This is a genomic window from Mesorhizobium sp. M9A.F.Ca.ET.002.03.1.2 (genome assembly GCF_003952365.1).
Taxonomy (GTDB): Bacteria; Pseudomonadota; Alphaproteobacteria; order Rhizobiales; family Rhizobiaceae; genus Mesorhizobium.
In genome coordinates this window covers 1,634,523-1,660,456 of the sequence record NZ_CP034443.1, presented here as the reverse complement: position 1 = coordinate 1,660,456, position 25,934 = coordinate 1,634,523, and the positions used below count along the sequence as shown (strand labels likewise).

Annotated in this window: 29 protein-coding genes and 1 pseudogene; 7 read left to right on the top strand and 23 right to left on the bottom strand. The window is 62.9% G+C overall.

Features of this window, described 5'->3' with window-relative positions; genetic code table 11:
* Window positions 1-440: 440 nt before the first annotated feature.
* The gene (locus tag EJ066_RS08320; RefSeq protein WP_126036651.1) at window positions 441-1,790 is read left to right on the top strand and encodes a nucleotide sugar dehydrogenase; all 1,350 of its coding nucleotides are present in this window, start codon (window positions 441-443) and stop codon (window positions 1,788-1,790) included.
* Window positions 1,791-1,822: 32 nt separating this feature from the next.
* On the opposite strand, the gene EJ066_RS08315 is transcribed toward EJ066_RS08320, so the two are convergent.
* From EJ066_RS08315 to gcvA, 9 genes and pseudogenes are all read right to left on the bottom strand, one after another.
* Window positions 1,823-3,409 carry an FGGY-family carbohydrate kinase gene (locus EJ066_RS08315; protein WP_126036649.1) on the bottom strand — a complete coding sequence of 529 codons (1,587 nt, stop codon included), beginning with the start codon at window positions 3,407-3,409 and terminating at the stop codon, window positions 1,823-1,825.
* Window positions 3,406-4,089: an HAD-IA family hydrolase gene (locus EJ066_RS08310; RefSeq protein ID WP_126036647.1), complete on the bottom strand. Its 684-nt coding sequence runs from the start codon at window positions 4,087-4,089 to the stop codon at window positions 3,406-3,408. Before EJ066_RS08310 ends, EJ066_RS08315 begins: the two co-directional genes overlap by 4 nt.
* Window positions 4,090-4,132: 43 nt before the next feature.
* Window positions 4,133-5,610 (bottom strand): annotated as a pseudogene (locus EJ066_RS08305) (mannitol dehydrogenase family protein).
* A gap of 152 nt (window positions 5,611-5,762) precedes the next feature.
* Window positions 5,763-6,533, bottom strand: a complete 771-nt coding sequence (locus tag EJ066_RS08300) for an L-iditol 2-dehydrogenase (RefSeq protein WP_126036645.1) — start codon at window positions 6,531-6,533, stop codon at window positions 5,763-5,765.
* Window positions 6,530-7,534 carry an ABC transporter ATP-binding protein gene (locus tag EJ066_RS08295; protein ID WP_126036643.1) on the bottom strand — a complete coding sequence of 335 codons (1,005 nt, stop codon included), beginning with the start codon at window positions 7,532-7,534 and terminating at the stop codon, window positions 6,530-6,532. Before EJ066_RS08295 ends, EJ066_RS08300 begins: the two co-directional genes overlap by 4 nt.
* Before the next feature lie 48 nt (window positions 7,535-7,582).
* Entirely contained in the window at window positions 7,583-8,407 is an 825-nt protein-coding gene (locus tag EJ066_RS08290) for a carbohydrate ABC transporter permease (RefSeq protein WP_126036641.1), read from the bottom strand.
* Between the two features lie 208 nt (window positions 8,408-8,615).
* Window positions 8,616-9,488: a sugar ABC transporter permease gene (locus tag EJ066_RS08285; RefSeq protein ID WP_126036639.1), complete on the bottom strand. Its 873-nt coding sequence runs from the start codon at window positions 9,486-9,488 to the stop codon at window positions 8,616-8,618.
* Between the two features lie 138 nt (window positions 9,489-9,626).
* Complete coding sequence (locus tag EJ066_RS08280; RefSeq protein ID WP_126036637.1) at window positions 9,627-10,937, bottom strand: sugar ABC transporter substrate-binding protein; 1,311 nt, start codon at window positions 10,935-10,937, stop codon at window positions 9,627-9,629.
* 222 nt (window positions 10,938-11,159) lie between these two features.
* Window positions 11,160-12,068, bottom strand: a complete 909-nt coding sequence (gcvA, locus tag EJ066_RS08275) for a transcriptional regulator GcvA (protein ID WP_126036635.1) — start codon at window positions 12,066-12,068, stop codon at window positions 11,160-11,162.
* A 110-nt stretch (window positions 12,069-12,178) separates the two neighbouring features.
* Here gcvA and EJ066_RS08270 point away from each other — a divergent pair, with 110 nt between their 5' ends.
* On the top strand, window positions 12,179-12,364 hold the full coding sequence (locus EJ066_RS08270) for a hypothetical protein (RefSeq protein ID WP_126036633.1): 186 nt from the start codon (window positions 12,179-12,181) through the stop codon (window positions 12,362-12,364).
* Window positions 12,365-12,385: 21 nt separating this feature from the next.
* Here EJ066_RS08270 and EJ066_RS08265 read toward each other — a convergent pair whose 3' ends face one another.
* Entirely contained in the window at window positions 12,386-13,342 is a 957-nt protein-coding gene (locus tag EJ066_RS08265) for a sugar-binding transcriptional regulator (RefSeq protein WP_126036631.1), read from the bottom strand.
* A gap of 208 nt (window positions 13,343-13,550) precedes the next feature.
* Here EJ066_RS08265 and EJ066_RS08260 point away from each other — a divergent pair, with 208 nt between their 5' ends.
* Window positions 13,551-14,183, top strand: coding sequence for an HAD family phosphatase (locus EJ066_RS08260; RefSeq protein ID WP_126036629.1), 633 nt, complete (start codon window positions 13,551-13,553; stop codon window positions 14,181-14,183).
* A gap of 111 nt (window positions 14,184-14,294) precedes the next feature.
* Here the strand turns inward: EJ066_RS08260 and EJ066_RS08255 are convergent, their stop codons facing one another.
* From EJ066_RS08255 to ureC, 8 genes are all read right to left on the bottom strand, one after another.
* Window positions 14,295-15,062, bottom strand: a complete 768-nt coding sequence (locus EJ066_RS08255; RefSeq protein ID WP_126036627.1) for a class II aldolase and adducin N-terminal domain-containing protein — start codon at window positions 15,060-15,062, stop codon at window positions 14,295-14,297.
* 85 nt (window positions 15,063-15,147) lie between these two features.
* Window positions 15,148-15,789, bottom strand: coding sequence for an urease accessory protein UreG (gene ureG, locus EJ066_RS08250; protein WP_126036625.1), 642 nt, complete (start codon window positions 15,787-15,789; stop codon window positions 15,148-15,150).
* Entirely contained in the window at window positions 15,790-16,227 is a 438-nt protein-coding gene (locus EJ066_RS08245) for a DUF3995 domain-containing protein (protein ID WP_126036623.1), read from the bottom strand.
* Window positions 16,224-16,895 (bottom strand): urease accessory protein UreF, encoded by a 672-nt coding sequence (locus EJ066_RS08240; RefSeq protein ID WP_126036621.1) that lies wholly within the window; start codon window positions 16,893-16,895, stop codon window positions 16,224-16,226. The genes EJ066_RS08245 and EJ066_RS08240 overlap by 4 nt, the downstream gene beginning before the upstream one ends.
* Window positions 16,888-17,469 (bottom strand): urease accessory protein UreE, encoded by a 582-nt coding sequence (locus EJ066_RS08235; protein ID WP_126036619.1) that lies wholly within the window; start codon window positions 17,467-17,469, stop codon window positions 16,888-16,890. Before EJ066_RS08235 ends, EJ066_RS08240 begins: the two co-directional genes overlap by 8 nt.
* Window positions 17,470-17,627: 158 nt before the next feature.
* Window positions 17,628-18,221 (bottom strand): hypothetical protein, encoded by a 594-nt coding sequence (locus EJ066_RS08230; protein WP_126036617.1) that lies wholly within the window; start codon window positions 18,219-18,221, stop codon window positions 17,628-17,630.
* A 36-nt stretch (window positions 18,222-18,257) separates the two neighbouring features.
* Window positions 18,258-18,692 (bottom strand): hypothetical protein, encoded by a 435-nt coding sequence (locus tag EJ066_RS08225; RefSeq protein WP_126036615.1) that lies wholly within the window; start codon window positions 18,690-18,692, stop codon window positions 18,258-18,260.
* Window positions 18,693-18,730: 38 nt separating this feature from the next.
* Window positions 18,731-20,446 (bottom strand): urease subunit alpha, encoded by a 1,716-nt coding sequence (ureC, locus tag EJ066_RS08220; RefSeq protein WP_189644517.1) that lies wholly within the window; start codon window positions 20,444-20,446, stop codon window positions 18,731-18,733.
* 176 nt (window positions 20,447-20,622) lie between these two features.
* Here ureC and EJ066_RS08215 point away from each other — a divergent pair, with 176 nt between their 5' ends.
* Together EJ066_RS08215 and EJ066_RS08210 are read left to right on the top strand one after the other, a co-directional pair.
* Window positions 20,623-21,006 (top strand): hypothetical protein, encoded by a 384-nt coding sequence (locus EJ066_RS08215; protein WP_126036611.1) that lies wholly within the window; start codon window positions 20,623-20,625, stop codon window positions 21,004-21,006.
* A gap of 126 nt (window positions 21,007-21,132) precedes the next feature.
* Window positions 21,133-21,627, top strand: a complete 495-nt coding sequence (locus EJ066_RS08210; protein ID WP_126036609.1) for a hypothetical protein — start codon at window positions 21,133-21,135, stop codon at window positions 21,625-21,627.
* A 26-nt stretch (window positions 21,628-21,653) separates the two neighbouring features.
* Here EJ066_RS08210 and EJ066_RS08205 read toward each other — a convergent pair whose 3' ends face one another.
* The 5 genes from EJ066_RS08205 to EJ066_RS08185 are packed head-to-tail and all read right to left on the bottom strand — an operon-like array spanning window position 21,654 to window position 24,073.
* Complete coding sequence (locus EJ066_RS08205) at window positions 21,654-21,959, bottom strand: urease subunit beta (protein ID WP_126036607.1); 306 nt, start codon at window positions 21,957-21,959, stop codon at window positions 21,654-21,656.
* 8 nt (window positions 21,960-21,967) lie between these two features.
* The gene (locus EJ066_RS08200) at window positions 21,968-22,561 is read right to left on the bottom strand and encodes a HupE/UreJ family protein (RefSeq protein WP_126036605.1); all 594 of its coding nucleotides are present in this window, start codon (window positions 22,559-22,561) and stop codon (window positions 21,968-21,970) included.
* 31 nt (window positions 22,562-22,592) lie between these two features.
* The gene (locus EJ066_RS08195; RefSeq protein WP_126036603.1) at window positions 22,593-22,850 is read right to left on the bottom strand and encodes a DUF1272 domain-containing protein; all 258 of its coding nucleotides are present in this window, start codon (window positions 22,848-22,850) and stop codon (window positions 22,593-22,595) included.
* Between the two features lie 10 nt (window positions 22,851-22,860).
* A complete protein-coding gene (locus tag EJ066_RS08190) occupies window positions 22,861-23,163 on the bottom strand; it encodes an urease subunit gamma (protein ID WP_126036601.1) in 303 nt (100 codons plus the stop codon).
* 43 nt (window positions 23,164-23,206) lie between these two features.
* On the bottom strand, window positions 23,207-24,073 hold the full coding sequence (locus EJ066_RS08185; protein ID WP_126036599.1) for an urease accessory protein UreD: 867 nt from the start codon (window positions 24,071-24,073) through the stop codon (window positions 23,207-23,209).
* Window positions 24,074-24,411: 338 nt separating this feature from the next.
* Here EJ066_RS08185 and EJ066_RS08180 point away from each other — a divergent pair, with 338 nt between their 5' ends.
* Entirely contained in the window at window positions 24,412-24,669 is a 258-nt protein-coding gene (locus tag EJ066_RS08180; protein ID WP_126036597.1) for an acyl carrier protein, read from the top strand.
* Window positions 24,670-25,878, top strand: a complete 1,209-nt coding sequence (locus EJ066_RS08175) for a beta-ketoacyl-[acyl-carrier-protein] synthase family protein (RefSeq protein WP_126036594.1) — start codon at window positions 24,670-24,672, stop codon at window positions 25,876-25,878.
* The last annotated feature ends 56 nt before the right edge of the window (window positions 25,879-25,934 follow it).

The following is a 25,934-nucleotide window of genomic DNA, read 5'->3' as shown; positions in this document are numbered from 1 at the left end:
CATTGAGCACGAAGGAGATCGCACTCAATCGTTGCGTGCTTTTCGAATGAGAAGAACATTTCCACAGGCAACGCAACTGATCGTTAACGATATAGTCAACGACTGTGGTTAATTATCGCATTGTAATTATTGCATTTTTTGAACACTCGGCTTTTATATGAGCCATCTTGCAACAAACATGTTCGAAAATGGCACACGTTGATAGCTTGACAAAGCGGCGGCGTTATCGCAGCCGAAATCATGGTTTCCCATCTCTTTGGCCTTTGCGCCGAGCAAATTGCGTTCAAGAATTGAATTGGCACAAAGGTTGCGATCTTCCCTGCAGGCACGAAGCGCGACGCCGAACAGCTTGTAAGGTTGACGGATCGTCTGCCGCGACTCGCAAAACGTAAGAATACAGCATCGAAATACCTTCGGCTGTATAGGGTGGGAGACGCAAAATGACCATTCTGGTCGATCACAGTCGGGGAGCGACCCTTCTTTCAAAATTGGAGGCCCGGACGGCCATGATCGGCATCGTCGGGCTTGGCTATGTCGGCCTGCCGCTGGCGGCCGCGACTGCCCACGCTGGGTTCAGGGTCATCGGTTTCGACGCGGATCATACCAAGGTTGAAAAGCTGAAAACCGGCCGGTCCTACATCGGCGCGGTAACCGACAAAGCGCTTCAGGCCATGATGGCAGGTGGAGCCTTCAGGCCGACATTTGATTTCGTGGACTTCGCGCAATGCGACGTCCTGGCGATCTGTGTTCCGACGCCGCTCACCAAGCAGCGTGAGCCTGACCTTTCCTTTGTCGAAAGCACGACGCGCGCCATCGCCGGTCATTTGCGCAAAGATCAGCTGATCGTGCTCGAATCCACGACTTATCCGGGGACGACCGACGAGGTGATGAAGCCGATCCTCGAGGCGAGCGGATACAGGTCCGGTCGCGACTTTTTCCTCGGATACTCGCCTGAGCGGGAAGATCCGGGCAGCACCGGCTTCGAGACCGCCACCATTCCGAAGGTTGTGGCAGGAGACGGCCCGGCCGCGGCCAGGCTGGTGGCGCAATTCTACGGCACGATCATCGACAAGGTTGTGCCGGTCTCAAGCATCAAGGTCGCAGAGGTGGTGAAGCTGACGGAAAACATTTTCCGGGCGGTCAATATCGCTCTGGTCAACGAATTGAAGGTCATCTACGGCGCCATGGGGATCGACATCTGGGAGGTGATCGAGGCCGCGAAGACCAAGCCATTCGGTTACATGCCCTTCTATCCGGGGCCTGGGCTTGGTGGCCACTGCATACCGATCGATCCATTTTATCTGACCTGGAAATCGCGCGAATTCGAAGTCTCGACAAAATTCATCGAGCTCGCCGGCGAGATCAACGTATCGATGCCGCATTATGTCATGTCAAAGCTGACTGAAGCGCTGGATACGCGGCTGGGCCTGCCTCTGAGCCAGGCGGCTATCCTGATCGTCGGTGTCGCCTACAAGAAAAATGTCGCCGATGTTCGTGAAAGCCCGGCATTGAAGCTGATCGAACTGCTGGAATCGCGCACGGCCGACATCGCCTATCACGACCCGTATGTCGCCCGCATTCCGAAGACGCGCAAACACCCGCGACTGGCTGGAAAGGACTGCATCCGGCTCAGCCGCGATTCCATCGGCGCCTATGATGCCGTTGTGATCGTCACCGACCATGACGGCATCGACTACGGGCTTATCGCAAACCATTCGCGGCTGATCATCGACACGCGCAATGCGATGCAACGCAATGGCATCGTCTGTGACCGCGTTGTGAAGGCTTAGATAGGTCCGAAAGCCGACCGGCGGGGCACGACCTATGTGATCCCGTCCAGCACCTGCCTTTGCCGGTGCATCTCGAGGAACACCCGGTAGTCGCGGTCGAACCGGCCGCTGGCAGCCGGGCTCGACGTCCGCCTCCTGCCGCCCTGCTGCATGGCGACGCAAGCAGCGTTCAAGTCGGGGAAAAGCCCGGCGGCGGTCGCGGCGACCATGCCGGTGCCGAGCAGCACCGCCTCGTCGGCCAGCGGCTCGACCACCGTGCAGCCGGTGGCGTCGGCGTAGAGCTCCATCAGCAGCGGGTTCTTGGTGTGGCCGCCGGTGACATGCAGCGTGTCGATCAGATAGCCGTTCTCGTTCAGTGCTTCCAGCACATGGCGCACGCCCAGTGCGATGCTTACCGCGGTCCGCCAGTAAAGCTTGCACAGGCTATCGAAGGAGGAATCCAGCGTCAGTCCGCTGATGACCCCGACGGCATGCGGATCGGCGAGCGGCGAGCGGTTGCCGTGAAAATCCGGTAGCACATGCAGCCTTCCGGCAAGATTTTCGCCCTCGATGGCGCGAAGTTCGGCGACGCGCCGGGCGATCCTGGCGTGCATGGCGGCGTCCGGCTCACCGCCGGCGCCATGCCAGCGTATGATGTGGTCGAGCAACGCGCCGGTGGCCGACTGACCGCCTTCCGACAGCCAAAGCCTGGGAAGCGCGGCACCATAATACGGGCCCCAGACGCCGGCAAAAGGTTGCGGATCGGGCGACATCGCCATGACGCAGCTCGACGTGCCGGCGATCAGCGCCAGATGCCGGCCGATGTTGGTTTCATCGCCGGCAAAGCCGCCAAGCACGCCGAGCGCGCCGGCATAGGCATCGATGACGCCGGCGCCGACACGGCATTTTTCCGTGAGGCCAAGCTCGGCCGCGGCTGGCGCGCTGAGCCGCCCGATATCGGTCCCGACGGGGCTGGCCTTGCCGGGCAGATTGCCATGCTCGAAAAGGTCGCCGAGGCCGACGGTTTCGAAGAAATCGCGCCGCCAGCCGGTTTCCTCATGCGCCAGATAGGTCCATTTGGCGGTCAGCGTGCATTGCGAACGGGCGAGCGAGCCGGTCGCCTTCCAGGTCAGGAAGTCGGTGAGATCGAATAGATAGCCGGCTTCATTCCATGTCCGCGGCAGATTGCGCCTCAGCCACATCAGCTTCGGCGTCGCCATTTCCGGCGACATCACGCCGCCGATATAGTCGAGCACGGCATGGCCGCTTTCGGTGCATTCATCGGCCTCGGCAATGGCGCGATGGTCGAGCCAGACGATGGTGTCCCAGCGCCTTTCGCCCGACACCGATACGCTGAGCTGGCCACCATCCCTGCCCCGCACTACCAGCGAGCAGGTGGCGTCGAAGGAGATGCCGGCAATGTCGTCCGCCGTCACGCCGGCCTTTTCGCGGGCGGCGCGCACGGCGACGCAGACCGCCGACCAGATATCCTGCGAATCGTGCTCGGCGTGATCAGCCTTCGGCCGGTTCATGGCGATCGGATGCTCGGCGCGGCCAAGCAAGGTGCCTCTGGTGTCGAGAATGCCCGCACGGGCGCTCCCGGTGCCGACATCGACCGCGCAAACAAAACTTTTCGTCAAGGTGTTCCTGCTCTCGCTCCCAGGCCTGCAATCAAATCGGGCAATTGCAGCATGTCAGCGAATATAAAGTCCGGCTCACTCGACGCAAGCCGCGCTTTCAATGCCGGGTTGCCGGCATGCGAACCGCCGGTGAAGGCAAGGACGCGCATGCCCGCCGCCCGTGCCGCCGCGACGCCGGCCGGGCTGTCCTCGACGACGAGGCAATTTTGCGGGATAGCTCCCATTTTGGCGGCTGCGTGGAGAAAGAGATCCGGCGCCGGCTTGCCCCGTTCGACCATTGCAGCGCTGAACAGATGCGGCTCCAGCAGCCCGAGCAGACCGGTGATGTCGAGCGCATAGCGGATGCGGTCCAGCGTGCCAGAGGAGGCGACGCAGCATGGCATGATAAGCCTCGGCAGAACCTGTCCGATGCCGGGGATCGGTTTCAGCTCCTCGCGAAATCTGCGCATCAGCTCGGCGCGCATCCCGCTCAGATGCTGGTCGGTGATATCAAGCCCGAAGTCGCGGCCGAGGATTTCGCGGACGCTCTTCATGCTCTTGCCGAGGAAATGCTCATAGGCGGTCTCCTCGTTGATCGTGCCGCCGGCGATCGTGATCATGCCGAGCAGCGCCGCGACGGACAGCGCCTCGCTGTCGACCAGCACGCCGTCGCAGTCGAAAATGACCAGGTCAGGCGTCATGCAAGGCCTTCAATAGGCGGGCTTCATGGGCATCGAGCCGATTTCAGAGATCGCCGGCGAGATAGCGCGCCAGCGTCGCACGCGCGCCGTCCGCCCAGAGCGCCTTGAGCGCATGGGCGAAGGCTTCGGCAAACGGAGCCGAGCGGCCGACATCGCCATAGATGTCCTCCATCGCAAGCCAGACGGCAGGCGCTTCCTTCGCCGCTTTTGCCGTCGTCTGCAGCCGCTCCCAGCTCGGATCGTTGGGCTCGATGACGGCGCCGCTGTCCGTCGTGCCGAAGCAGTAGCGGCACCAAAGTGCTGATTCCAGCGCCAGGCCGGCGACCCTTTTACCGGCCTTCAGCCGATCGGCGATGGTTGGAATGATGAATTTCGGCTGCCGGTTGGAGCCGTCGAGGCAAAGCCTGCGGATCGTGTCGCCGATCTTGGGATTGGAGAAGCGGTGCTCGATGAGCTGGTAATAGTCCTCCAGCACGGTGTCCGGCACCGGCGGCACGGTCGGGATGATCTCGTCATGCTCCAGCTTGGCGAGAAAGCCGCGCACCAGCGGCTCCTGCATCGCCTCGTGGACGAAATGGATGTCCATCAGTCCCGCGGGATAGGCGATGGTTGCATGGCCGCCATTGAGGATGCGGATCTTCATGACCTCGTAGGGCGCGACATCCCTGACGAACTGCACGCCGACCTTTTCCAGCAGCGGCCGGCCGTCGGTGAAACGATCCTCCAGAACCCATTGCCTGAACGGCTCGCAGAACACCGGCCAATTGTCGTCGAGGCCGAATTCGCTCGACAGAATGCCGCGCTCGCGGTCGGTGGTGGCCGGCGTGATGCGGTCGACCATGCCGTTCGGAAAGGCGACGTTCTCGCTCACCCAGATCGCCAGATCCTCGTCGATCAGGCGGGCAAGACCGATCACGCCGTCGGAGGTGACATGGCCATTGTGGGGGATGTTGTCGCAGGACATGATCGTGAAGGGCACGATGCCGTCGCCGCGGCGGCGCATCAGCCCGGCCAGGATGATGCCGAAGACGGTCTTCGGCGTTGCTCCCGGCTCAGCATCCGCGACGATGTCGGGATGGGTTGGATTGAACACACCGGACGCCGGATCGATGAAGTAGCCCCCTCGGTGATGGTCAGCGAAACGATCCTTATCGCCGGATCGGCAAGTCGTTCGATGATCGCCGCCGCGTCGCCCGGCATCAGGAAGTCGATCATGACACCGGTGACGCGGGCGCTCATATGGCCGGTGTCCTGCTCGACCACGGTGGTCAGCCAGTCCTGTTCCTGCAGCTTGCCGCGGCCGACCTTCTCGCCCTCGAACACGCCGGCGCCGACAAGCGCCCAGTCGTGGCCGACGCCAGAATTGAACAGATCGTCGAGATAGACGGCCTGGTGCGAGCGGTGGAAATTGCCGACTCCGAAATGCACGATGCCGGCCTTGAGCGCGGCGCGATCGTATTTCGGGCCGGCGACTTTCTCCGGCAGATCCGCCAGCGTTTTTGACGAGAGTTTCACGGTCATCTGCTTGCTACCCTTTGGCCGTTCTACGGCCTTGATCGTTCGTCCTTCATGGGGTGACGGTGAGGGGCGGCACGGCGTTCCAAGGTCCGCGCTGCCCCTCACCTGCCCTCAGCGTCTTCTCCCCGGAGGAAAGAGAGAAGAGCACCTCCCCCTCAACTCATCCACTGGCCGCCATCGACATTGTAGGTCTGGGCGACGATGTATTCGGCGTCCTCGCTGGCCAGGAACACGGCCATCCCGGTCAGGTCTTGCGCCGTGCCCATACGACCATAGGGCACCGCTTCGCCGACCAATCTCTTCTTCTCGCCCTTCGGCCGGTTTTCGTACTTGGCGAACAGGGAATCGACATGATCCCAGTGCTCGCCATCGACGACACCCGGTGCGATGGCGTTGACGTTGATGCGGTGCTTGATCAGATCGAGCCCTGCCGACTGGGTGAGCGAGATGACGGCCGCCTTGGTGGCGCAATAGACGCCGACCAGCGCCTCGCCGCGCCGGCCGGCCTGGCTCGCCATGTTGATGATCCTGCCGCCCTTGCCCCGCGCGATCATCGAACGGGCGGCCGCCTGCAGCATGAACAGCGTGCCGGCGACGTTGACGGAAAACAATCTGTCGTAGCTTGCCTTCGATATCTCGACGATCGGCGCCAGGTCGAACAAAGCGGCGTTGTTGATCAGAATGTCCAGTCCGCCGGTCCTTGTCTCGACCGCTTTGACCGCCGCCTCGATCGAAGCGAGGTCGGTGACGTCCAGTTTCACCGCGTAAGCGTTGCCGCCGATCTCCGAAGCCGTCTTCTCCGCGGCTTCGAGATTGATGTCGCCGACCGCAACCGTGGCGCCCTCGCGCACATAGGCTTCGGCGAACGCTCTGCCGATGCCGCGCGCCGATCCGGTGATCAGCGCCGATTTACCCTTCAGCCTCACTGCGCCATCGCCTTCCCGTCGGCATCGAAGCGATGCAGCTTGGCCTTATCGGGCGTCAGATAGATCGTGTCGCCGTGATTGACGGCCAGTTCGCCGTCGGCGCGCACCGTCAGCGGCCCGACGCCGTCCGCCTGCACATGCAAGAACGTGTCGGAGCCGAGATGCTCGGCGACACCAACCGTAGCCTTCCATTCGCCTGAAGTCGTCGAGATGTTCATATGCTCGGGACGGATGCCGACGGTCCTGGCGCCGTACTTGGCCGCCGGCGCGCCTTCGAACAGGTTCATCTTCGGCGAGCCGATGAAACCGGCGACGAACAGGTTCTTCGGCGTCTTGTATAGCTCCATCGGCGAGCCGACCTGTTCGACGTTGCCGGCATTGAGCACGACGATCTTGTCGGCCATGGTCATGGCCTCGACCTGATCGTGGGTGACGTAGATCATGGTCGTCTTGAGCTGATGATGCAGCTCGCTGATCTCCAGCCGCATGGTGCCGCGCAGCGCCGCGTCGAGGTTGGACAAAGGTTCGTCGAACAGGAACGCCGACGGCTGGCGCACGATGGCGCGGCCGATGGCGACGCGCTGGCGCTGGCCGCCGGAGAGTTGGCCGGGACGGCGATCGAGATAGTCGGTGAGATTCAGGACGCGCGCCGCGTCCTTCACCTTCCTGTCGATGGTCGCCTGGTCCTCCCCCGCCATCTTCAGCGGGAAGGCGATGTTCTTGGCCACCGTCATGTGCGGGTAGAGCGCATAGGACTGGAACACCATGGCCAGCTTGCGCTTGGCCGGCGCCTCGCCGGTCACGTCGCGGCCGTCGATGTTGATGGTGCCGGCGCTGGTATCCTCCAGCCCGGCGATCAGCCTGAGCAACGTGGACTTGCCGCAGCCAGACGGACCGACGAAGACGACGAACTCGCCGTTCTCGATGACCAGATCGATGTTTGGAATGATCGTCGTCGCCCCGAAGGATTTGGAGACGTTCTTGAGCGTGATGTTTCCCATGGTTTCCTCCCCGGGGCTATTTTCCGTCGTTCGTCGCCTGCGGCGGTATCACTTCACGGCGCCAAAAGTCAGGCCGCGGACCAGCTGCTTCTGGCTGAACCAGCCCATGATCAGGATCGGCGCGATCGCCAGCGTCGAGGCCGCCGACAGCTTGGCCCAGAACAGGCCTTGCGGGCTAGAGAATGAACTGATGAAGGCAGTGAGCGGCGCGGCCTCGGTGGTTGTTAGCCGGATCGTCCAGAACGCCTCGTTCCATGCCAGGATGATGTTGAGCAGCATCGTCGAGGCAATACCTGGCACAGCCATCGGCGTCAGCACGTAGACGATCTCCTTCCAGAGCGATGCACCGTCCATGCGCGCCGCTTCCAGGATCTCGCCCGGGATCTCGCGAAAGTAGGTGTAGAGCATCCACACCACGATCGGCAGGTTGATCAGCATCAGCATGATCATCAGGCCGATGCGGCTGTCGAGCAATCCACTATCGCGGAAGATCAGGTAGATCGGGAACAGCACGGCAACCGCCGGCATCATCTTGGTGGAAAGCATCCACATCAGGATGTCCTTGGTCCACTTGCCCGGCGAGAAAGCCATCGACCACGCCGCCGGTATGGCGACGAGCAAAGCCAGGATGGTGGAGCCGACCGCCAGAAACACCGAATTGAGGAAAAACTTGAAGTAGCTGTTCTGCGCCTCGACCGCGGTATAGCTCTCCGTGGTTCCCGACGGGAGCAGGTTGAAGCCCTGGATGGCTTCCTGTTCCGACTTGAACGAGGTGATGACCGTATAGAGGATCGGGAAGAAGACCAGCAGGGCGACGATCCAGGCGGCCGCGGTCGCAATCGTCTTGTGCTGGGTGCTGACTGCACGTGCCATGATCAGGTCCTCCCGTATCGGCGATGTTGGCGGCAGGGTCGACCCCCACTCCGGTTTGCTGCGCAAACCACCTCTCCCCCGATCGACGGGGTAGAGGAAGGGCGCGACTTCGATGCAGGCGTTTCCTCTCCCCCGGGCAGGGGGAGAGGTGTCCCGCGCAGCGGGACGGAGTGGGGGTGGTTCGGCGCACGTAGCATCGTCTCCTCCCCTATTTGTCCAGGTTCTTGCCGACCGCGCGCATGGCGAAGAAGGCAACGATGTTGGCGAGAATGACGGCGATGATGCCGCCGGCGGACGCCTGGCCGATTTTGAACTCCAGCAGGGCCTTCTGGTAGACGAGGAAGGGCAGGTTGGTGGAGGCGTAACCCGGCCCGCCATTGGTGGTGACGAGGATCTCGGCATAGATCGACAGAAGGAAGATCGTCTGGATCAGGATGACGACGGTGATGGCGCGCGACATGTGCGGCAGCGTCAGATAGATGAAGCGGCTGACGAAGCCGGCGCCGTCCATCTCGGCTGCCTCCTTCTGCTCGCCGTCAAGCGACTGCAGCGAGGTCAAAAGGATCAGCGTCGCGAACGGCAGCCACTGCCAGGCGACGATGATGATGATCGCGGTGAGCGGATACTGGCCGAACCAGTCGATCGGCTGCCCGCCGAAGAAGCGCGCGATATCGGCAAAGACGCCGTATTGCGGATGCATGATCATGTTCTTCCAGACCAGCGCTGCCACCGGCGGCATGACGAAGAACGGCGAGATGACGAGGATGCGCACGATGCCCTGTCCCCATATCGGCTGATCGATCAGGAGAGCCAGCGCGATGCCGCCGACCACCGTGATCAAAAGCACGCTGCCGACGATGGCGAGCGTGTTGAGGATCGACTGCAGGAATGCCGGGTTGGAATAGAAAAGGGCGTAGTTCGAGAAGCCGACAAACCCATCGCGGATCGGGTTGAGCGGGTTGTACTGCTGGAAGGAGAACCACAGGGTGAATGCCAGCGGAACAATCATCCAAACCAGCAGCAGCACCACGGATGGCGCCATCATGAAGCGGGCAAGCGAACGGGTCTGCTGAGTAGCCATGACGGTCACCCTTCAAAGGTCAGCCAAATTTTCAGGGTTGTGAAGGCGGCCGCCCGAACTGGGATTCGGGCGGCGGCCCTGCTAGTCAAAATGGGGGCCACCATGATGGGCAACCGGCGTTCGGCACCGGGAGGAGCCTTACTGGATATAGCCGCCCTCGGTCATCGCCGCGGTGGCGGCGTCCTGCGCCTGCTTCAGGGCGTCGTCGACGCTCGTCTGGCCGGCGAGTGCCGCCGAGAAGAGCTGGCCGACAGTGGTGCCAAGGCCCTGGAACTCGGGAATGGCGACGAACTGAACGCCGACATAGGGAACCGGCTTGACGGTCGGGTGCGTCGGATCGGCGGCATTGATCGAGTCCAGCGTCATCTTGGCGAAGGGCGCCGCCTTCTGGTACTCGGGGTTGGCGTAGAGCGAGGACCGCGTTCCGGGCGGAACGTTGGCCCAGCCTTCCTTCGAGGCAACGAGTTCGGCGTAAGCCTTGCTGGTCGCCCAGGAAACGAACTTCTGCGCCGAATCCGCTTTTTGCGTGCCAGCGGGAATGGCCAGCGACCAGGCCCACAGCCAGTTGCCGCGCTTGCCCAAGCCATTGTCCGGCGCCAGCGCATAGCCGACCTTGTCGGCGACCGTGGAATCCTTCGGGTCTGAGACGAAGGAGGCCGCGACCGTGGCATCGATCCACATGCCGCACTTGCCTTGCTGGAACAGCGCCAGGTTTTCATTGAAGCCGTTGGAAGACGCGCCCTCCGGGCCATTGGCCTTCATCAGGTCGACGTAGAACTGCAGCGTGTTCTTCCATTCGGGTTGATCGAACTGCGGCTTCCAGTTCTCGTCGAACCAGCGCGCGCCGAAGGAGTTCGACATGGCGGTCAGGAAGGCCATGTTCTCGCCCCAGCCGGCCTTGCCGCGCAGGCAGACGCCGTTTACGCCGTTGGCGCGATCCGTCATCTTGTCGGCGGCCTGCTTGATGAAGTCCCAGGTCGGCGCGTCGGGCATGGTCAGCCCGGCCTTCTCCATCAGGTCCTTGCGGTACATGACGAAGGAGCTTTCGCCGTAGAACGGTGCTGCATAAAGCGTGCCGTCGACCGACAGGCCGCCGGCGATGGCCGGGATGATGTCCTTGACGTCATAGTCGTCACCGAGCTTGTCGAGCGGCAGCAGCCAGCTCTGCTTGGCCCAGATCGGAACCTCGTAGGTGCCGATGGTCATCACGTCGTATTGGCCGCCTTTGGTGGCGATGTCGGTGGTGACGCGTTCGCGCAAGACGTTTTCCTCGAGCGTGACCCACTGGAGCTGGATGTCCGGGTTCTTGGCGGTGAAGTCGTCGGTCAGCTTCTGCATGCGGACCATATCGCCATTGTTGACGGTGGCGATGGTGATGGATTCGGCATGCGCGGCGAACGCGAGGGTGCTGGCCGACAACAGACCCAGGGTGAGCGTGCGAAGTTTCATCAATTCCTCCCATAGACCAAGTTGAGCATTTGCCTTGGCTATGGGCAATTACTCACTTTGCGTGAATTATGTCAAGGCGGATTCGTTGCTGCAGCGCAGCACGCAAGCTCGTGCGGCGTCCGGTTCCAGACGCTTTCGGGGAAATTTTGAAGACCGCTAGGACCGGTCTTTGGCGCGCGAAATGTCGGATTTCGACACCCACTTGATCGAATGGATTATCGACTATTGGCCGGCGATCTCGGCCAGGATCCAGTCGCGAAAAGCGCGGATCTTCGGCACGTTGCGCCGTGCCTGGGGATAGACCAGCCAATAGGCGTGGCCGTCGTCGCCGACCAGATCGAAAGGCTGGATCAGGCGGCCGTCGGCAAGTTCGGCACTGAACAGCGCCCTGGTCACGATCGCCACGCCCTGCCCGGCAATCGCGGCGTTGGCCTCATAGGCCTGCGCACCCATGCTGGAGCCGGGGCGCTGGGCCAGTTCCTCGACCGGCAGGCCGGCAGCGATAAACCAGTCCCGCCACCAGATGTCGCTGGGATCAAGGATCGGCAAACGCAGCAGGTCCGCCGGTTCCCTGACACCGCCGATGCTGGCTGCGAGCTGCGGGCTCAGAACCGGCGTGAAATCCGCATTGAAAAGCTTGTGAACCTCGACGCCCGGCCAGGTGCCGCCGCCGGAGCGGATGGCGATATCGATATCCTCGCGGGCGAAATCGACCAGGCGGTTCGAGGTGTCGAGGCGCACTGCCAGCGACGGATGCGCGACCTGGAACGAGCCGAGATGGCGGGCCAGCCAGTTGGAGGCAAACGTCAGCAGCGTCGAAACGCACAGCACGCCATCGGCGCCGCTGCGCGCAGCGGCATAGGCTCCGCTTAATAGGGCGAAGGCCTCGCTGACCGCGGGAGCCATACGTTGCCCCGCCTCGGTCAGCACGATCTGCTTGGGACGGCGCAGGAACAGAGGCGCGCCGACGCGCTCTTCCAGGAGCTTGATCTGGTAGCTCGCCGCCGCCTGCGTCATGCCGAGTTCCTCGGCTGCCTTGGTGAAGGATAGATGCCGCGCCACCGCCTCGAACACCCGGATCGCGGCAAGCGGCGGGAGCTGGGATATCTGCCGGGACTTGAGTTCAGGCATAAGCCCTCCTTATGGGCCGTGATCGACGTTTGATTGGCAGCAATGCGCCGTCAGGCCGATATTTGTGGTCGACGATCCCTTTCTTCCAGACATAGCGAAGGCTGACGATCATGACCACGGTACAGGAAAAACTGCTTCTCACTCCAGGCTACGGCTGGTTTTCGTGGCTGGCGCGCGGATTTGCACGGCATGCCGCGAAGAAGCGAGTCTATCTCGACATCAGGGAACTGCCGCCGCATCTGCAGCGCGACATGGGTTTTCTGGACGGCAACGATCCTTGCGGCCGGCGCCAATAGCCCTGCCGGGCTTATCCCCAATTAGCCGGCCAGCAGGGCGGCGGCGGTCCGCTCATCGGTGATGAGGCCGTTGACCAGCCGCCGGTTCACAGCCGCAAGGATGCCTGGCAGCTTGCGCTCGCCCATGGCCAAGGCGATCACCAGCGACTTTTCGCGCGACGGCAACGCAGCCGACGACACCCGGTCGTTGGTGATGCCTTCGATCATGCGGCCTTCGCGATCGAACACCCAGCCAACGATCTCGGCGACGCCGCCTGCCTTTTGCAGCGCTTTCAACTCACTCTCAGAGATGAAGCCGTCCTCGTAAAGCGGCGCCTTGGGGCCGAGATCGCCGATACCGACGAACGTGACGTCGGCCTCTGCCGCCAGCGCCAATGTCGAACGGATCATCGGCTGGTTGTGCAGCATCTCGCGCTCCTCCGGCGAGGAGGCGATGACCGGAAGCGGCATCGGGAAGGACCGCGCCTTGACCCTGTCGGCCATGGTGAAGATGACGTTGTAGAAAGCGGCCGAGCCGTCGGGCGAGATGTTGCCGGTCAGCGACACGACCTTATGCTGCGGGCATTCCATCGGCGGCAGCTGCTCGATTGCCGCCTTTAGCGTACGGCCGGTGCCGATCGCCATGACGATCGGGACCGGCGACCGCAACCGTCTCTCGATCTCGGCAGCCGCCGCCTCGGCGATGCCGATGACGGTGGAGGAGGAAGCGGGATCGCTCGGCACCACTTCGACCAGATCGAGCGCGAAGCGCAATTTCAGCCGCGCCGCGAGGTCGAGGCAATTGGCGATCGGATGGTCGACACGCACTTTGATCAGCCCCTCCGACACCGCCAGCGACACCAATCGCTGCGCCGTCTGCCGCGAAATGCCGAGCGTCGAGGCGATCTGGTCCTGCGTGTTGCCGGCAACATAATAGAGCCAGCCGGCGCGTGCCGCGTCGTCCAATCTGCTGCTGCCGCTGTCCTGCCGCGAATTCAACCTTTGCCTCCCAAGCCCGCCGAGCAATGAAGCGGGCGGTATAGTCTTGCAGGGAATGCGGTTGCGCGCAATTGCCTATCATCAGAGCAATTGCTTGCATTTTCGGACGAACGAGAGAGGATTCGGCCTATGCCGGCTTCGCCGACGTCGGTTCGAAGGTTTATCTCCAATCACAAACGCTTTAAGGGGATCGAAAAAGGAGCCTTGCATGACGCCGAAAGCGGTTTTCTGGGATATGGACGGCACACTGGTCGACAGCGAGCCGTTGCACGAGGCTGCGCTGGTGGCGGCGCTGCATAGCGTCGGCATCGCGGCGCCGGTCAACCTGCATGAGCGGGTGCTCGGCATTGCCGCATGGCCGGTCTACGAGATGCTGCGCGACGAGTTCGGCCTCGACCTGCCCTTCGACGACTGGATCGTACGCAAATACGACCACTATCTGCCGATGGCCGAGACGCTGAAGCCGCGCCCCGGCGCGATCGAGATCTTCAACGAACTGCGCGCGCTTGGCGTGGCGCAAGCGGTGGTGTCCAATTCCGACCGGCTGATCGTCGACGCCAATCTGCGCGCGGTCGGCCTCGTCTATCCCGGCATGAAGACAGTCAGCCGCAATGACGTGCATGAAGGCAAGCCGCACGCCGAACCCTTCCTGAGGGCTGCCTGGCTGGCCGGTGTCGATCCAGCCGATGCCGTGGCCGTCGACGACAGCGTGACCGGCGTTACGGCCGGGCTGGCGGCGGGGATGAGGACGATCTTCTGGCCGGAAGCGCCCATGCAAGGGCCGCCCGGCGCGGCAAACATCAACAGCGCCGACGAATTGAGGGCTGAGCTGGGGCTTTAAGCTCGAGGCGGGGCGGTCGCAACCAGATACTCGTCCTGCATCGCCGATGATTCGGCGAAACCGGCGATAAGAGCGTCCTTCTCCCCGTCACTATACGGGGAGAAGGGGCTCTCAGTTCCGGTAGACCGGCTCCTGCTCGTCGAGGATCGCCTTCAATTCGCTGAGGTGCCGTTCGGCCTGGCCGGGATAATCTTCCTGTTCCCTTGCTGCCTTTTCGGCGATCTCGTCCGACAGGACCCGCAACGGACGGCCGGTCCACAGCGCCTTGATGTAGGTCTCGGCGGCGCGTTCGAAATAGAACATCCTGTTGAAGGTGTCGGCGACGGTATCGCCGATGACCAGCACGCCATGATTGCCCATGACCATCACCTTGACCTTCGGATCGGTCAACAGCTGCGAGCAGCGTTCGCCCTCCTCCTCGAAGGCAAGCCCGCCATAATGGCCGTCGACGACATGGCGGTTGAAGAAGATCGCCGAGTTCTGGTCGATCGGCGGCAGCGTCGAGTCGGCGAGCGAAGCGAGCACCGTGGCGTGGATCGAGTGCACATGGATGACGCAGCGCGCATGGCGCACATTGCGATGGATGGCGCCGTGCAGGCCCCATGCCGTCGGGTCGGGCGCATTGGGGCCGGACAGCGTGCCGGGATCGTTGGCGTCGATCAAAAGCAGGTCGCTCGCCTTGATGCGCGAGAAATGCACCTGGTTCGGGTTCATCAGGAATTGCGAGCCGTCGTCGTTGACGGCCAGCGAAAAGTGATTGGCCACCGCCTCATGCATGTTGAGCCGCGCCGTCCAGCGGAAGGCGCAAGCCAGATCGACGCGCTCCTCGTGGAAGGGCAGGTTGGTCAGCGGTTCCTTCTGCAGGCGGGCGACGCTCATCGAAACCTCCGTGAAAGAAGCAAGGATGCCGCACGCCGGAGGGGCGCGCAACCGGTTTCGTTTGGCACAGACGAGCGCCGTTGCCTTACGCAGCCGTGCTCGTGGAGGCGCCGACCCGCAGTCCGCCCTGCTCGACGATGAAATCGACCACCTCCTGCAGGCCCTTGCCGCGCGACAGGTCGGTGAAGCCGAATGGCCGCTTGCCGCGCATGCGGGCGGCGTCTGCCTCCATGACGTCGAGATTGACGTTCACATAGGGGGCGAGATCGCTCTTGTTGATGACCAGGAAGTCGGAGCGGGTGATCGCCGGCCCGCCCTTGCGCGGGATCTCCTCGCCCTGGCAGACCGAGATGACATAAAGCGTCAGGTCGGCGAGGTCCGGAGAGAACGTGGCAGCGAGGTTGTCGCCGCCCGATTCGATGAAGACGATATCGAGATCGGGGAATCTTTTGTTCATCTCGGCAATCGCCTGCAGATTGATCGAGGCGTCCTCGCGGATGGCGGTGTGCGGGCAGCCGCCGGTCTCGACCCCGATGATACGATCCTCGGACAGCGCCTGAAGCCGGGCCAGCATCATGGCATCTTCCTTGGTGTAGATGTCGTTGGTGACGACGGCGATGGAGAACTCGTCGCGCAGCGCCTTGCAGAGCTTTTCGGTGAGCGTCGTCTTGCCGGAGCCGACGGGGCCGCCGATGCCGATGCGAAGAGGGCCGTTGGCTTGTGTCATCTAGGGGAACTCCGTGATGGCAAGAATGGCGAAGCCAAGCCCGATTAACAGGCAGAGCGGCGAATAATAGCTGACATCGAGTCGCGCGAAAGGCTGTTCCGGCGCCAGCCGGCGCCACCAGGGCGTGAAACCAATGACGCCACGACCCAGGAAAACCAGCGCGATGAATAGCGATGTGGCGGCGAGCCCGGCCTTGGGAAAGGGCGTGGCAAAGACGCCTTCAAGCGCCATCGGCCACAGTGTCGCCAGGCCGAGGCATGCGGCAACGGCGAAGCTGGCGAAGGGCGCCGGCATCTCGTCGACGCCGCGGAAGCCGACCACGGCATGGGCGCAGGAGGCAGCATCCCTGCCCGGCCAGATGCCGCCGATGCCCCAATAGACATGCAGCGTGGTGATCAGCAGCAGAACGAGCGAGAGCGCGAAGGCGAGGACGATCATGAGCGGAACAGCCGCGAATATTGCGTTTCGTGCTTCATCGCCATGACGTCCGAGACGAAGGCGCAGCCGCCGAGGTCATCAAGGCTCGAGCGCGCGGCACGAGCGGCGACGGTGAGCGCCAGCGGCTCGAAGCCAGCAAGCAGCGTGGTGGCGCCCGTCTGGCCGACGACGCCGAGCCTGATCGCGGCCTGGACGAGGTTGGAAAAGAAGGTCTGCAGGAAGGCTGACAGCGCGTCCTGCAAGGCAATTGCGTTGCCGCCGGCAACGGCACCGACAGCGACGCAATAAGGACACTCGGCCGGGAGACGGTCCAGCACCTGACCCGGCCAGGCCGATGCCGCCTTCAGGAAGGCCGCGCCCTGCAGCATGGTCTCGGCATGGCGCTCGCGCGAGCCGGCCAAGGCCTCGGCATGTGCGGCGATCTCGTCGAGATCGCCGGCTTGGCGCGCGCGCCGCCAGCTTTCGGCAAACAGCACGGCATCGTTCCAGCCGGAGCCCATCTCGACCAGCGTCTCCAGCCATGCGGCGAGGCTTTCGCTGTCGGCAACCAGCCCGTCCTGCACGGCGCGTTCGAGGCCATGGCTGTAGGAGAAGCCGCCGACCGGGAAGGAAGGCGACAGCCACGCCATGAGCCGCAACAAAGCGACGCTGGAAGGCTGGTCAGTCATGGTGGTGGCTGTGCGAATGAGAATGCGATTCGCTGTGACTATGGCTGTGCGCCTCAGCGTGGCTGTGCGCATGTGCTTTGGCATGGGCATGACCGTGATCGTGGCCATGGCCGGAATAGGCGCCGCGCACCGGCACGAACGGTTCGGAAACGTCGTTCACGGTTGCACCCAGGCCTTCCAGCATCGCCTTGATGACATGATCGCGCAGGATGAGGATGCGTTCCGCCTCGATGGCGGCCGCAAGATGCCGGTTGCCGATATGCCAGGCGAGCTCGGCCAGGTGCACGGCGCTCTCGGCGCGGATGTCGTAGAGCGGCTCCTCAGCCGCGACGATCTCGATATGACGGCCATCCTCCAGCACCAGCCGGTCGCGATCGCCCAAGGCAACCGGTTCGGCGAGATCGACCAACACCTTGTCGCCGCCGGCAGTTTCAATGACCCGGCGGCGCAGATGCCGCTCGTCATGGGCAAGCACGGCACGATCATAGGGCGTGACCGCTCCCGCTTTGCCTGCGGCGAGCACCGAGACGGCACGCGGGAATTTGGTGAAGTCGGTGCGGATGTCGAGCTTCATGTCAAAACCTGCCTTTTGCGTAACCCTAACCCATCGCGAACATCGGCCCAATGGCGGTGCATGAGCCCGAAATCGTATTCGATTTCGGAAAGGATCATGCGCCAAATCAAGTTTCTACAGCGTCCTTTGCGTGTCCGAAAGGACGCGCGGCGCCGTAGTCAGGCGATCGTGTCGAAGAGCCGCAGGATGAAGGATATCTGATAGACCAGCGTGCCGGCGACGAAGGCGATGTGAAAGCGGCGGTCGCGAACGAGTATCGCGACGATGCAAAGCGCGACGAAAACCGGCGTACGGATCAAATATTCAACGCCGAAATGGGCGAAATGCTCCGGCCCTTTCAGCAGCGTGTCGATCACGTCGAGCAGATAGGTCGTCGCCAGCAGGCCGAAGAACCAGGCACGGCGCGAATAGAAAAAATCTTCGTAGCTGGTGTAGTCGAGCATCGAGTCCGGAAACAGCAACGCGCACAGCATGAACAGGATGACGGCGTAGAAGATGATGAACAGGTATTTGCCGAAGGTCCAGGTCTCGAGGGTGTAGAGGCCGAATTCCCACCACCAGAAATGCACCAGCAACAACAGCATGGAGCTGACCCAGGCCAGATGCACGGAGTATAGTCGGTACTGGCCTGGGTGCTGGACGATGCGGGCCAGCCCTGACAGAAGGCGCGTGACGCCGAGGCCGATCACCATGCCCATGACGATGCGGATGTGCGGGAAGATGTCGTGGGGAGAGGCTATTTCGGTTGCCATATGTCGGTTCTATGAGCTGCTGCAGCAGATACAGCCTCAATCATACCAGAGCCATAGCTTTCGGTAACCGGACGGAACTTCAATCGTCTCCGCTGGCAGATGATCTACGTCTCCCTCCCAAGTTTCGTCCGGCTCAAAGCCCGATGGCAACCAGCCAATCACGTCTCCTTCACTGGCGCACGTCGTAATAACGATTTTGTCCGAGAACGGCCATTCTCCGGTGTCGCACTGTGTGATTGCTATCCGAACGTCATGAACTTTGGGTCTCTCTCGTATCGACTGGAAAGCCCGCAAAATCGTATCATTGTCAGGTGCTTCCGGACTGTTGCACAAGAGTCCCGCCTCTCCGTCAGCCCCGTCAAAATACTCCTCCAGCGTAACCAGCGGCATGGTGAGCGGAGTAACGCCGTCATTGTACCTTTCCACTGGTTCCATTCTCGAAATCAAGGCCGCTTTCTTTTGCTCGTCCATAGTATGTCCCGTGCTGCATTCCTGACACAGCTTTAAACCTAAAACAGAAAGTACCTTTGCGCCATCGGCAGCACGGTTGCCGGCTCGCAGGTGAGCAATTCGCCGTCGGCGCGGACCTCGTAGGTTTCGGGATCGACCTCGACATGCGGGGTGGCGTCGTTGAGCACCATTGAATGCTTGCCGATGCCGCCGCGGGTGTTCTCGACGGCGACCATCTGCTTGTCGACGCCGAGCCTGCCGCGCAGGCCGGCATCGAGCGCGGCCTTGGAAACGAAGGTCACCGACGAATTGGTCATCGCCTTGCCATAGGCGCCGAACATCGGCCGGTAGTGCATCGGCTGCGGCGTCGGGATCGAGGCGTTGGGATCGCCCATCGGGGCGGCGGCGATCATGCCGCCGATCAGCACCATGTCGGGCTTGACGCCGAAGAAGGCCGGGTTCCACAGCACCAGGTCGGCGCGCTTGCCGACCGCCACCGAGCCAATCTCCTTCGACAGGCCATGCGCGATGGCCGGGTTGATCGTGTATTTGGCGATGTAGCGGCGGACGCGGAAATTGTCGTTGTCGCCGGTCTCCTGCGGCAGCGAACCGCGCTGGCGCTTCATCTTGTCGGCGGTCTGCCATGTGCGGATCGCCACTTCGCCGACACGGCCCATGGCCTGGCTATCCGACGAGATGATCGAGAAGGCGCCGATGTCGTGCAGAATGTCTTCGGCGGCGATGGTTTCCTTGCGGATGCGGCTTTCGGCAAAGGCGATGTCCTCGGGGATCGACGGCGACAGGTGATGGCAGACCATCAGCATGTCGAGATGCTCGGCCAGCGTGTTGACCGTGTAGGGCCGGGTCGGATTGGTCGACGACGGGATGACGTTGGGCAGGCCGCAAACCTTGATGATGTCAGGCGCATGGCCGCCGCCGGCGCCCTCGGTGTGGAAGGCGTGGATGGTGCGGCCCTTGATCGCCGCGACCGTGTTCTCGACAAAGCCGGACTCGTTCAGCGTGTCGGTGTGGATCATCACCTGCACGTCGTAATCGTCGGCGACCGACAGGCAGCAGTCGATCGCCGCGGGCGTCGTGCCCCAGTCCTCGTGCAGCTTCAGCGAGCAGGCGCCGCCCAGCACCATTTCTTCAAGCGCGGCCGGCAAGGACGCGTTGCCCTTGCCCGACAGGCCGATGTTCATCGGGAAGGCGTCGAAGGACTGGATCATGCGCGCCATATGCCACGGCCCAGGCGTGCAGGTCGTCGCCAGCGTGCCATGCGCCGGGCCGGTGCCGCCGCCGAGCATGGTGGTGATGCCCGACATCAACGCTTCCTCGATCTGCTGCGGGCAGATGAAGTGGATATGCGCGTCGAAGCCGCCGGCGGTGAGGATCTTGCCTTCGCCGGCGATGATCTCGGTGCCGGGGCCGATGATGATGGTGACGCCGTTTTGCGTATCCGGATTGCCGGCCTTGCCGATCGCGGCGATGCGGCCGTCCTTGAGGCCGATATCGGCCTTGAAGATGCCGCCTGACGCATCGACGACCAGCGCATTGGTGATGACGGTGTCGACCGCACCTTGCGCGCGGGACACCTGGCTCTGGCCCATGCCGTCGCGAATGACCTTACCGCCGCCGAATTTCACCTCTTCGCCATGAAGCGTGAAATCCTTTTCGACCTCGATGAACAATTCGGTGTCGGCAAGCCGCACCTTGTCGCCGACGGTCGGGCCGTACATCTGGGCATAGGCGGCGCGGGTGATTCTAGCCATCAGCAATTGCTCCCGAAATAGGGCCCAATATCCCAGCCTGTCGAAGCGCGGCCCCACATTGTCGCCACCTTATGGTCACGCAATGACCCGCTGGGCGACACTTTCCGATCCCATTTAACGTTTGAGGTGGCAGGGTCACCCCAAAACGACCGTTTGCCACTCGATGGAAAGGAAGATCCATGCGCAAAACGATACCTCTCGCAGCCGCCGCCTCCCTCCTGCTCGCGACAGCTGCCAGCGCCCAGCAACAGCCTGCGCCGCAACCCGGCGAGCCGCCGGCTTCGCCCGCTCCCGCGGCACCCGGCGCTCAGCCCGCCGTGCCGACGATTCAGACCGTCAACATCGTCGATATCGAGGAACTGCCCGAGGAAACGAAGACGAAGGTCAACGAAGTGATCGCCAAGCGCGGCGAGGACGGCCTGCAGAAATTGCGCGGCTCGATCGACGCGACGCCCCAGGTCAAATCCGCACTCGAAGCCAAGGGACTCACCTCGGCGCAAGTGATCGCCGCCAGCATGGATGCCAATGGCGCCCTGACCTTGATCACCAAGAAAGCGAGCTGACGATGCGTTATGGCGGGCCGGCACAAGGTCGGCCTGCCGCATCGGGAAGGGAACCTTCGCAAGGCCGGATACGTTCCGATTGTTTGGCGTAGCAACGAGTCTCGAAAGGGACCCTGAGAGCGAGCGATGGCGATCACCACCTTCCCCGACACAAGATGGCTGCATATGATTGCCGCAACTGCGTTTCTCGCGGCGAGCGTTCCCCAGGCCGCGCTGAATGCACAGGGCCTTGAAGGCCCGGACACTGTCAACAAGATCATCGGCTCGGAGGTCGGGCAGGAAGAGACCAACACGGCTGTCGAAGCAGGCAAAGTCACCACGGCGATCGACCGGACGCGTGAAAATATCGGCACGGTGCGCAAGACGTCCAAGCTCGACAAGGTCGATATCGTGTTCCTTACCGACGCCGCGCGCACGGAAGGCGGCCTGCCGCCGGCGATAGAAACCAAGGTCGAGCAGCATCAGGACGACATTGCGGAACTGCGCGAGGAGATCGAGGCGAACGCATTGCTGTTCAACGCCATCGACTCGCGGCGCGTGCTGACCGAAGACGTTCTCGCCGTGGAATTCGACGATCCTGGAAAGGTCGTCATCTACGCGGCGGCCAAGCCGCCCAGCTGAGCCGAAATTGCTCGACGCCTTGGATCTCACAGCGCGCCCATGATCTTCTGCTGAAACCCGTAGACCTCGCGCTTGCCGCCGAGCGGCACCAAGGTGACGTCGCGTTCCTGGCCGGGCTCGAAGCGCATCGCCGTGCCGGCGGCGATGTCGAGGCGCATGCCCCGCGCCTTGTCGCGATCGAATTTCAACCCCTCATTGGTTTCGAAGAAGTGGTAGTGGCTGCCGACCTGGATCGGCCGGTCGCCGCTGTTGGCCACTTTCATGGTGACGGTCGGCTGGCCCTTGTTCAGTTCGATCTCGCCATTCGCGGTGATGACTTCGCCCGGGATCATTGCCAACCTCACAGGACGCCGAAGACGAGGCCGGCACCAACGGCGGCACAGGCGCCGCCAGCGGCGCGGGCAAGGCCTGGGAATCTGACACCAACGCCAAGGCTGGCAGAGATGCCGACGGCATGGAGCAGCGCGGTGGCAATGGCAAAGCCGGCCATATAGTCGAGCCCGCCGGCGTTTTCGGGCACCTCGGTGCCGTGGGCGTGACCGTGGAACATCGCGAACACGCCGATCATGGCGACGCCGACCGAGACGGGAAGATCGACCTCGAGCGCGACCAGCAGTCCCAGCACCATGACGGACGCCAGTATGCCCGGTTCGACGAACGGCACCGGCACCTGCAGCATGCCGAGCGTACCGCCCGCCAGCATGACGCCGACGAAGGCGAGCGGCCAGGCAACAACCGCCTTGCCGCCCTTGAGCGCCGCCCACAACCCGACCGCGATCATTACCGTCACGTGGTCGATGCCGGAGAGCGGATGCATGAAGCCTGATGTGAAGGATGAGGCCGTGCCGATGCCGACATGGGCATGGGCGGGCATTGCGGCGGCGACAAGCAGGATCGCCGAGAGGAACGTGCGTTTGATCGGAGCTGATATCATCGATATGCCTTCCGTTGTCGGGATCGTGCCGTCACGCGGCCTTGCGGGCCGGGCCGCAGCCTTCGGCCTTGAGGACGCGCTTTGGCGAGGCGGGATATTTCTTCAGCATCGCCGCCGGCCGGATCGGACGCGGTGCGAAATCACCGCCGCAGTTCGGACAAACGCCACCCAGCACATGTTCCACGCACTCGGCGCAGAAGGTGCACTCGAAGGTGCAGATCCGCGCATCCGTCGCCTCTGGCGGCAGGTCCTTGTCGCAACATTCGCAGTTGGGGCGCAGCTCAAGCATTTTCCTCTCCTCACCGTATCGGTTCGTGCACGGTCACCAGCTTGGTCCCGTCTGGAAACGTCGCCTCGACCTGGACGTCGTGGATCATCTCGGCAATGCCCTCCATCACCTGCGCGCGGGTGACGACATGGGCGCCGGCCTCCATCAGCTCGGCGACCGGGCGGCCGTCGCGGGCGCCCTCGACGACAAAGTCGGTGATCAGCGCGATCGCCTCCGGGTGATTGAGCTTGACGCCGCGTTCGAGCCGCTTGCGCGCCACGTGTGCTGCCATGGCGATGAGCAGCTTGTCCTTTTCCCTTGGCGTCAGGTTCATGCGTTTCCCTGGAATGGCGCAATCACGTGTGACATGATCGCAATCAGAGTGACCATAATTTGGGCAGACCCGCCCGTCCGTTGAGCAATTCGACGAGCGGAACCAGCCGCTTGCGGAGCTGGTAGCCGTCCTCGGCAAACAGCCTCGCAAGAAGCTTGCCAGATTTTCTCACGCTCCAGACACTGGCGTCGCCCCGGCCGCCGATAATGTCCCGGACCGGATCGAGCAGAGCCTCCCCCCGCGGTGAGATCATCAGCACCGTCGCCATGGCGATGGCGCCGCCGGCCACCGCGGAACGGCTGAGAGTGGCTGCAATGCCGGGCCCGATGCGGAAATCCTCGGCATGAACGAGCGCACCGTCCTGGCTGACCCGCCAGCGGTCATGGAAATTGCCATCCGCCGCGCCTTCGCCCATGGCGAGGCGGCCGAAGACGGTCGCCTCGAGCACCAGCGCCTCGGCACCGGCAGCAAGCTCCAGGTCGAGCCTACGGGCGAAGGCCGATCGATCAAAGACAATGGTTTCCTGCGGCAGCCAGGCGATTCGGCCGCCAGCGCCGACCGTCAGCTTCACCCGCACTTCGGCGCGATCGGATGCGGCGCGGTAGACCTTCTCGCAGGCCTGCGTCGTGATAGAGACGGAGGTGCCGGCGCCGACATCGATCTCCCAGCCGAGGCGGTCGCCGCCGGTCAGCCCGCCGGCGGTGTTGATCAAGACGGCTTCGAGCGGGTCGGCCGAGACTGCCGGCATGCGGATCTTGGCGGAACCATCCTGATAGAGGCGCCGAAGATGCGTGCGGCCGCCCTTCCTGTCGCAGCCGAGCTGCGCCAATCCGGCGACGCGCTGGGCCGGCGGCGCAAAGGTCAGGTCATGTTCGATCGTGTCCACGTCGCCAACGTTAAGCACACTCATATGGCAAATCCGAAATTCGTATCACTTTGGAGCAGCGTAACGAACGAATTTCGGATTTGCCACATGAGCAACTTGTTGAATCCCGGTGTGGTTTTGGATTTGAGGTTCCTAAACGCTGGTGCCATCAAAGTGGTAGGAACCTCAAATCCACCACACCGGTGGCTTTGTCGATATATAGCTTGTTGCTTGACAGCGTTTCGGTTTCTATAGAGGAGCCATCTTGGTACGGTCACGCAGCGCCTGGCGGGATAAAGGCGACGATGACAATTCGAAGCCGGGGAAAAAAGAGGCGCTGATCAGTTGGCGTCGGGAAACGACAAGGTTGGGGAAGGAACCGAATGGCTGACCAGCTGGCAAAGGACATTATCGCGAAGATCAAGGCTCATGCCGAACCCGGTGGCGAAGAAATCACCACCAATACCGAGCTGACCTCACTTGGCATCCATTCGCTGGAACTGACGGAGATCATCTTCGATCTCGAGGAACAGTATGGCATCGAGATCGAGATGAACACGGTCGATGCCTGGAGCAACCTGAAGAACGTCGGCGATATGGTCGAGGCGGTTCGCGCGCTGATCGCGAAAAAGCCTGATTGAATGCACAAGCGCGTCGTCATTACCGGCATCGGCGGCCTATGCGGGCTCGGCACCAATGCGCCCGCGATCTGGGGTGAGATGCGCGCCGGCCGCTCGGCCATCGGCCCAATCGTCAATTCGGAGCTGCATGACCTGAAAATCAGGGTCGGCTGCGAAATCAGGACGCTTCCCGATCACGGCATCGATCGCAAGCAGGTCGTGTCGATGGACCGCTTCAGCCTGCTGGCGACGATCGCCGCGCGGGAAGCCGCGCAACAGGCCGGATTGACCCCGCAAGAGGCCAACACCTACCGGATGGGCACCATCGTCGGCGTCGGCGTCTGCGGCTGGGAGGCGATCGAAGAGAGCTATCGCGCCATCCTGCTCGAAGGAAAAAGCCGAGCCGGCATCTTCACCGTGCCGAAAGTGATGCCGGGCGCCGCGGCCGGCCATGTCAGCATGAATCTCGGCCTGCGCGGACCGGTCTTCGGCGTCACCTCCGCCTGCTCCTCGTCCAACCACGCCATCGCATCGGCGGTCGACCAGATCAGGCTCGGCCGCGCCGATATCATGGTCGCCGGCGGCACCGATGCGCCGCTGGTCTGGGGCGTCCTGAAGGGCTGGGAGGCGCTCAGGGTGCTCTCGCCCGACACGTGCCGGCCGTTTTCGGCCGATCGCCAGGGCCTGGTGCTCGGCGAAGGCGCCGGCATGGCTGTGCTGGAAACCTACGAGCATGCCATGGCGCGCGGCGCCACGATTCTGGCCGAAATTGCCGGCGCCGGCATTTCCGGCGATGCGTCCGATATCGTCGCGCCGACCATCGAAGGGCCGGAGGCGGCCATGCGCTTCTGCCTCGTCGATGCCGGGCTAAACCCGGAAGACATCGACTATGTCAATGCGCACGGCACCGGCACCAAGGCCAACGACCAGATCGAGACGGCGGCGATCAAGCGCGTCTTCGGCGACCATGCCTACAGACTTTCGATCTCCTCGACCAAATCGATGCACGCCCACTGCCTCGGCGCATCGGGCGCCCTGGAGCTGATCGCCTGCGTGATGGCGATCCGCGAGGGCATCGTGCCGCCGACGGCCAATTTTCGCGAAACCGACGCCGATTGCGATCTCGACATCACGCCGAACGTGGCGCGCGAACGCAAGGTGCGCGCGGCGATCAGCAACGGCTTCGCCTTCGGCGGCACCAATGCGGTGCTGGCGTTCAAGGCGGTCTGACCGCGGGTTCATCCACATCCCGACAGGGCGGGCTTTTCGTGCGCCGCGCATTCGCG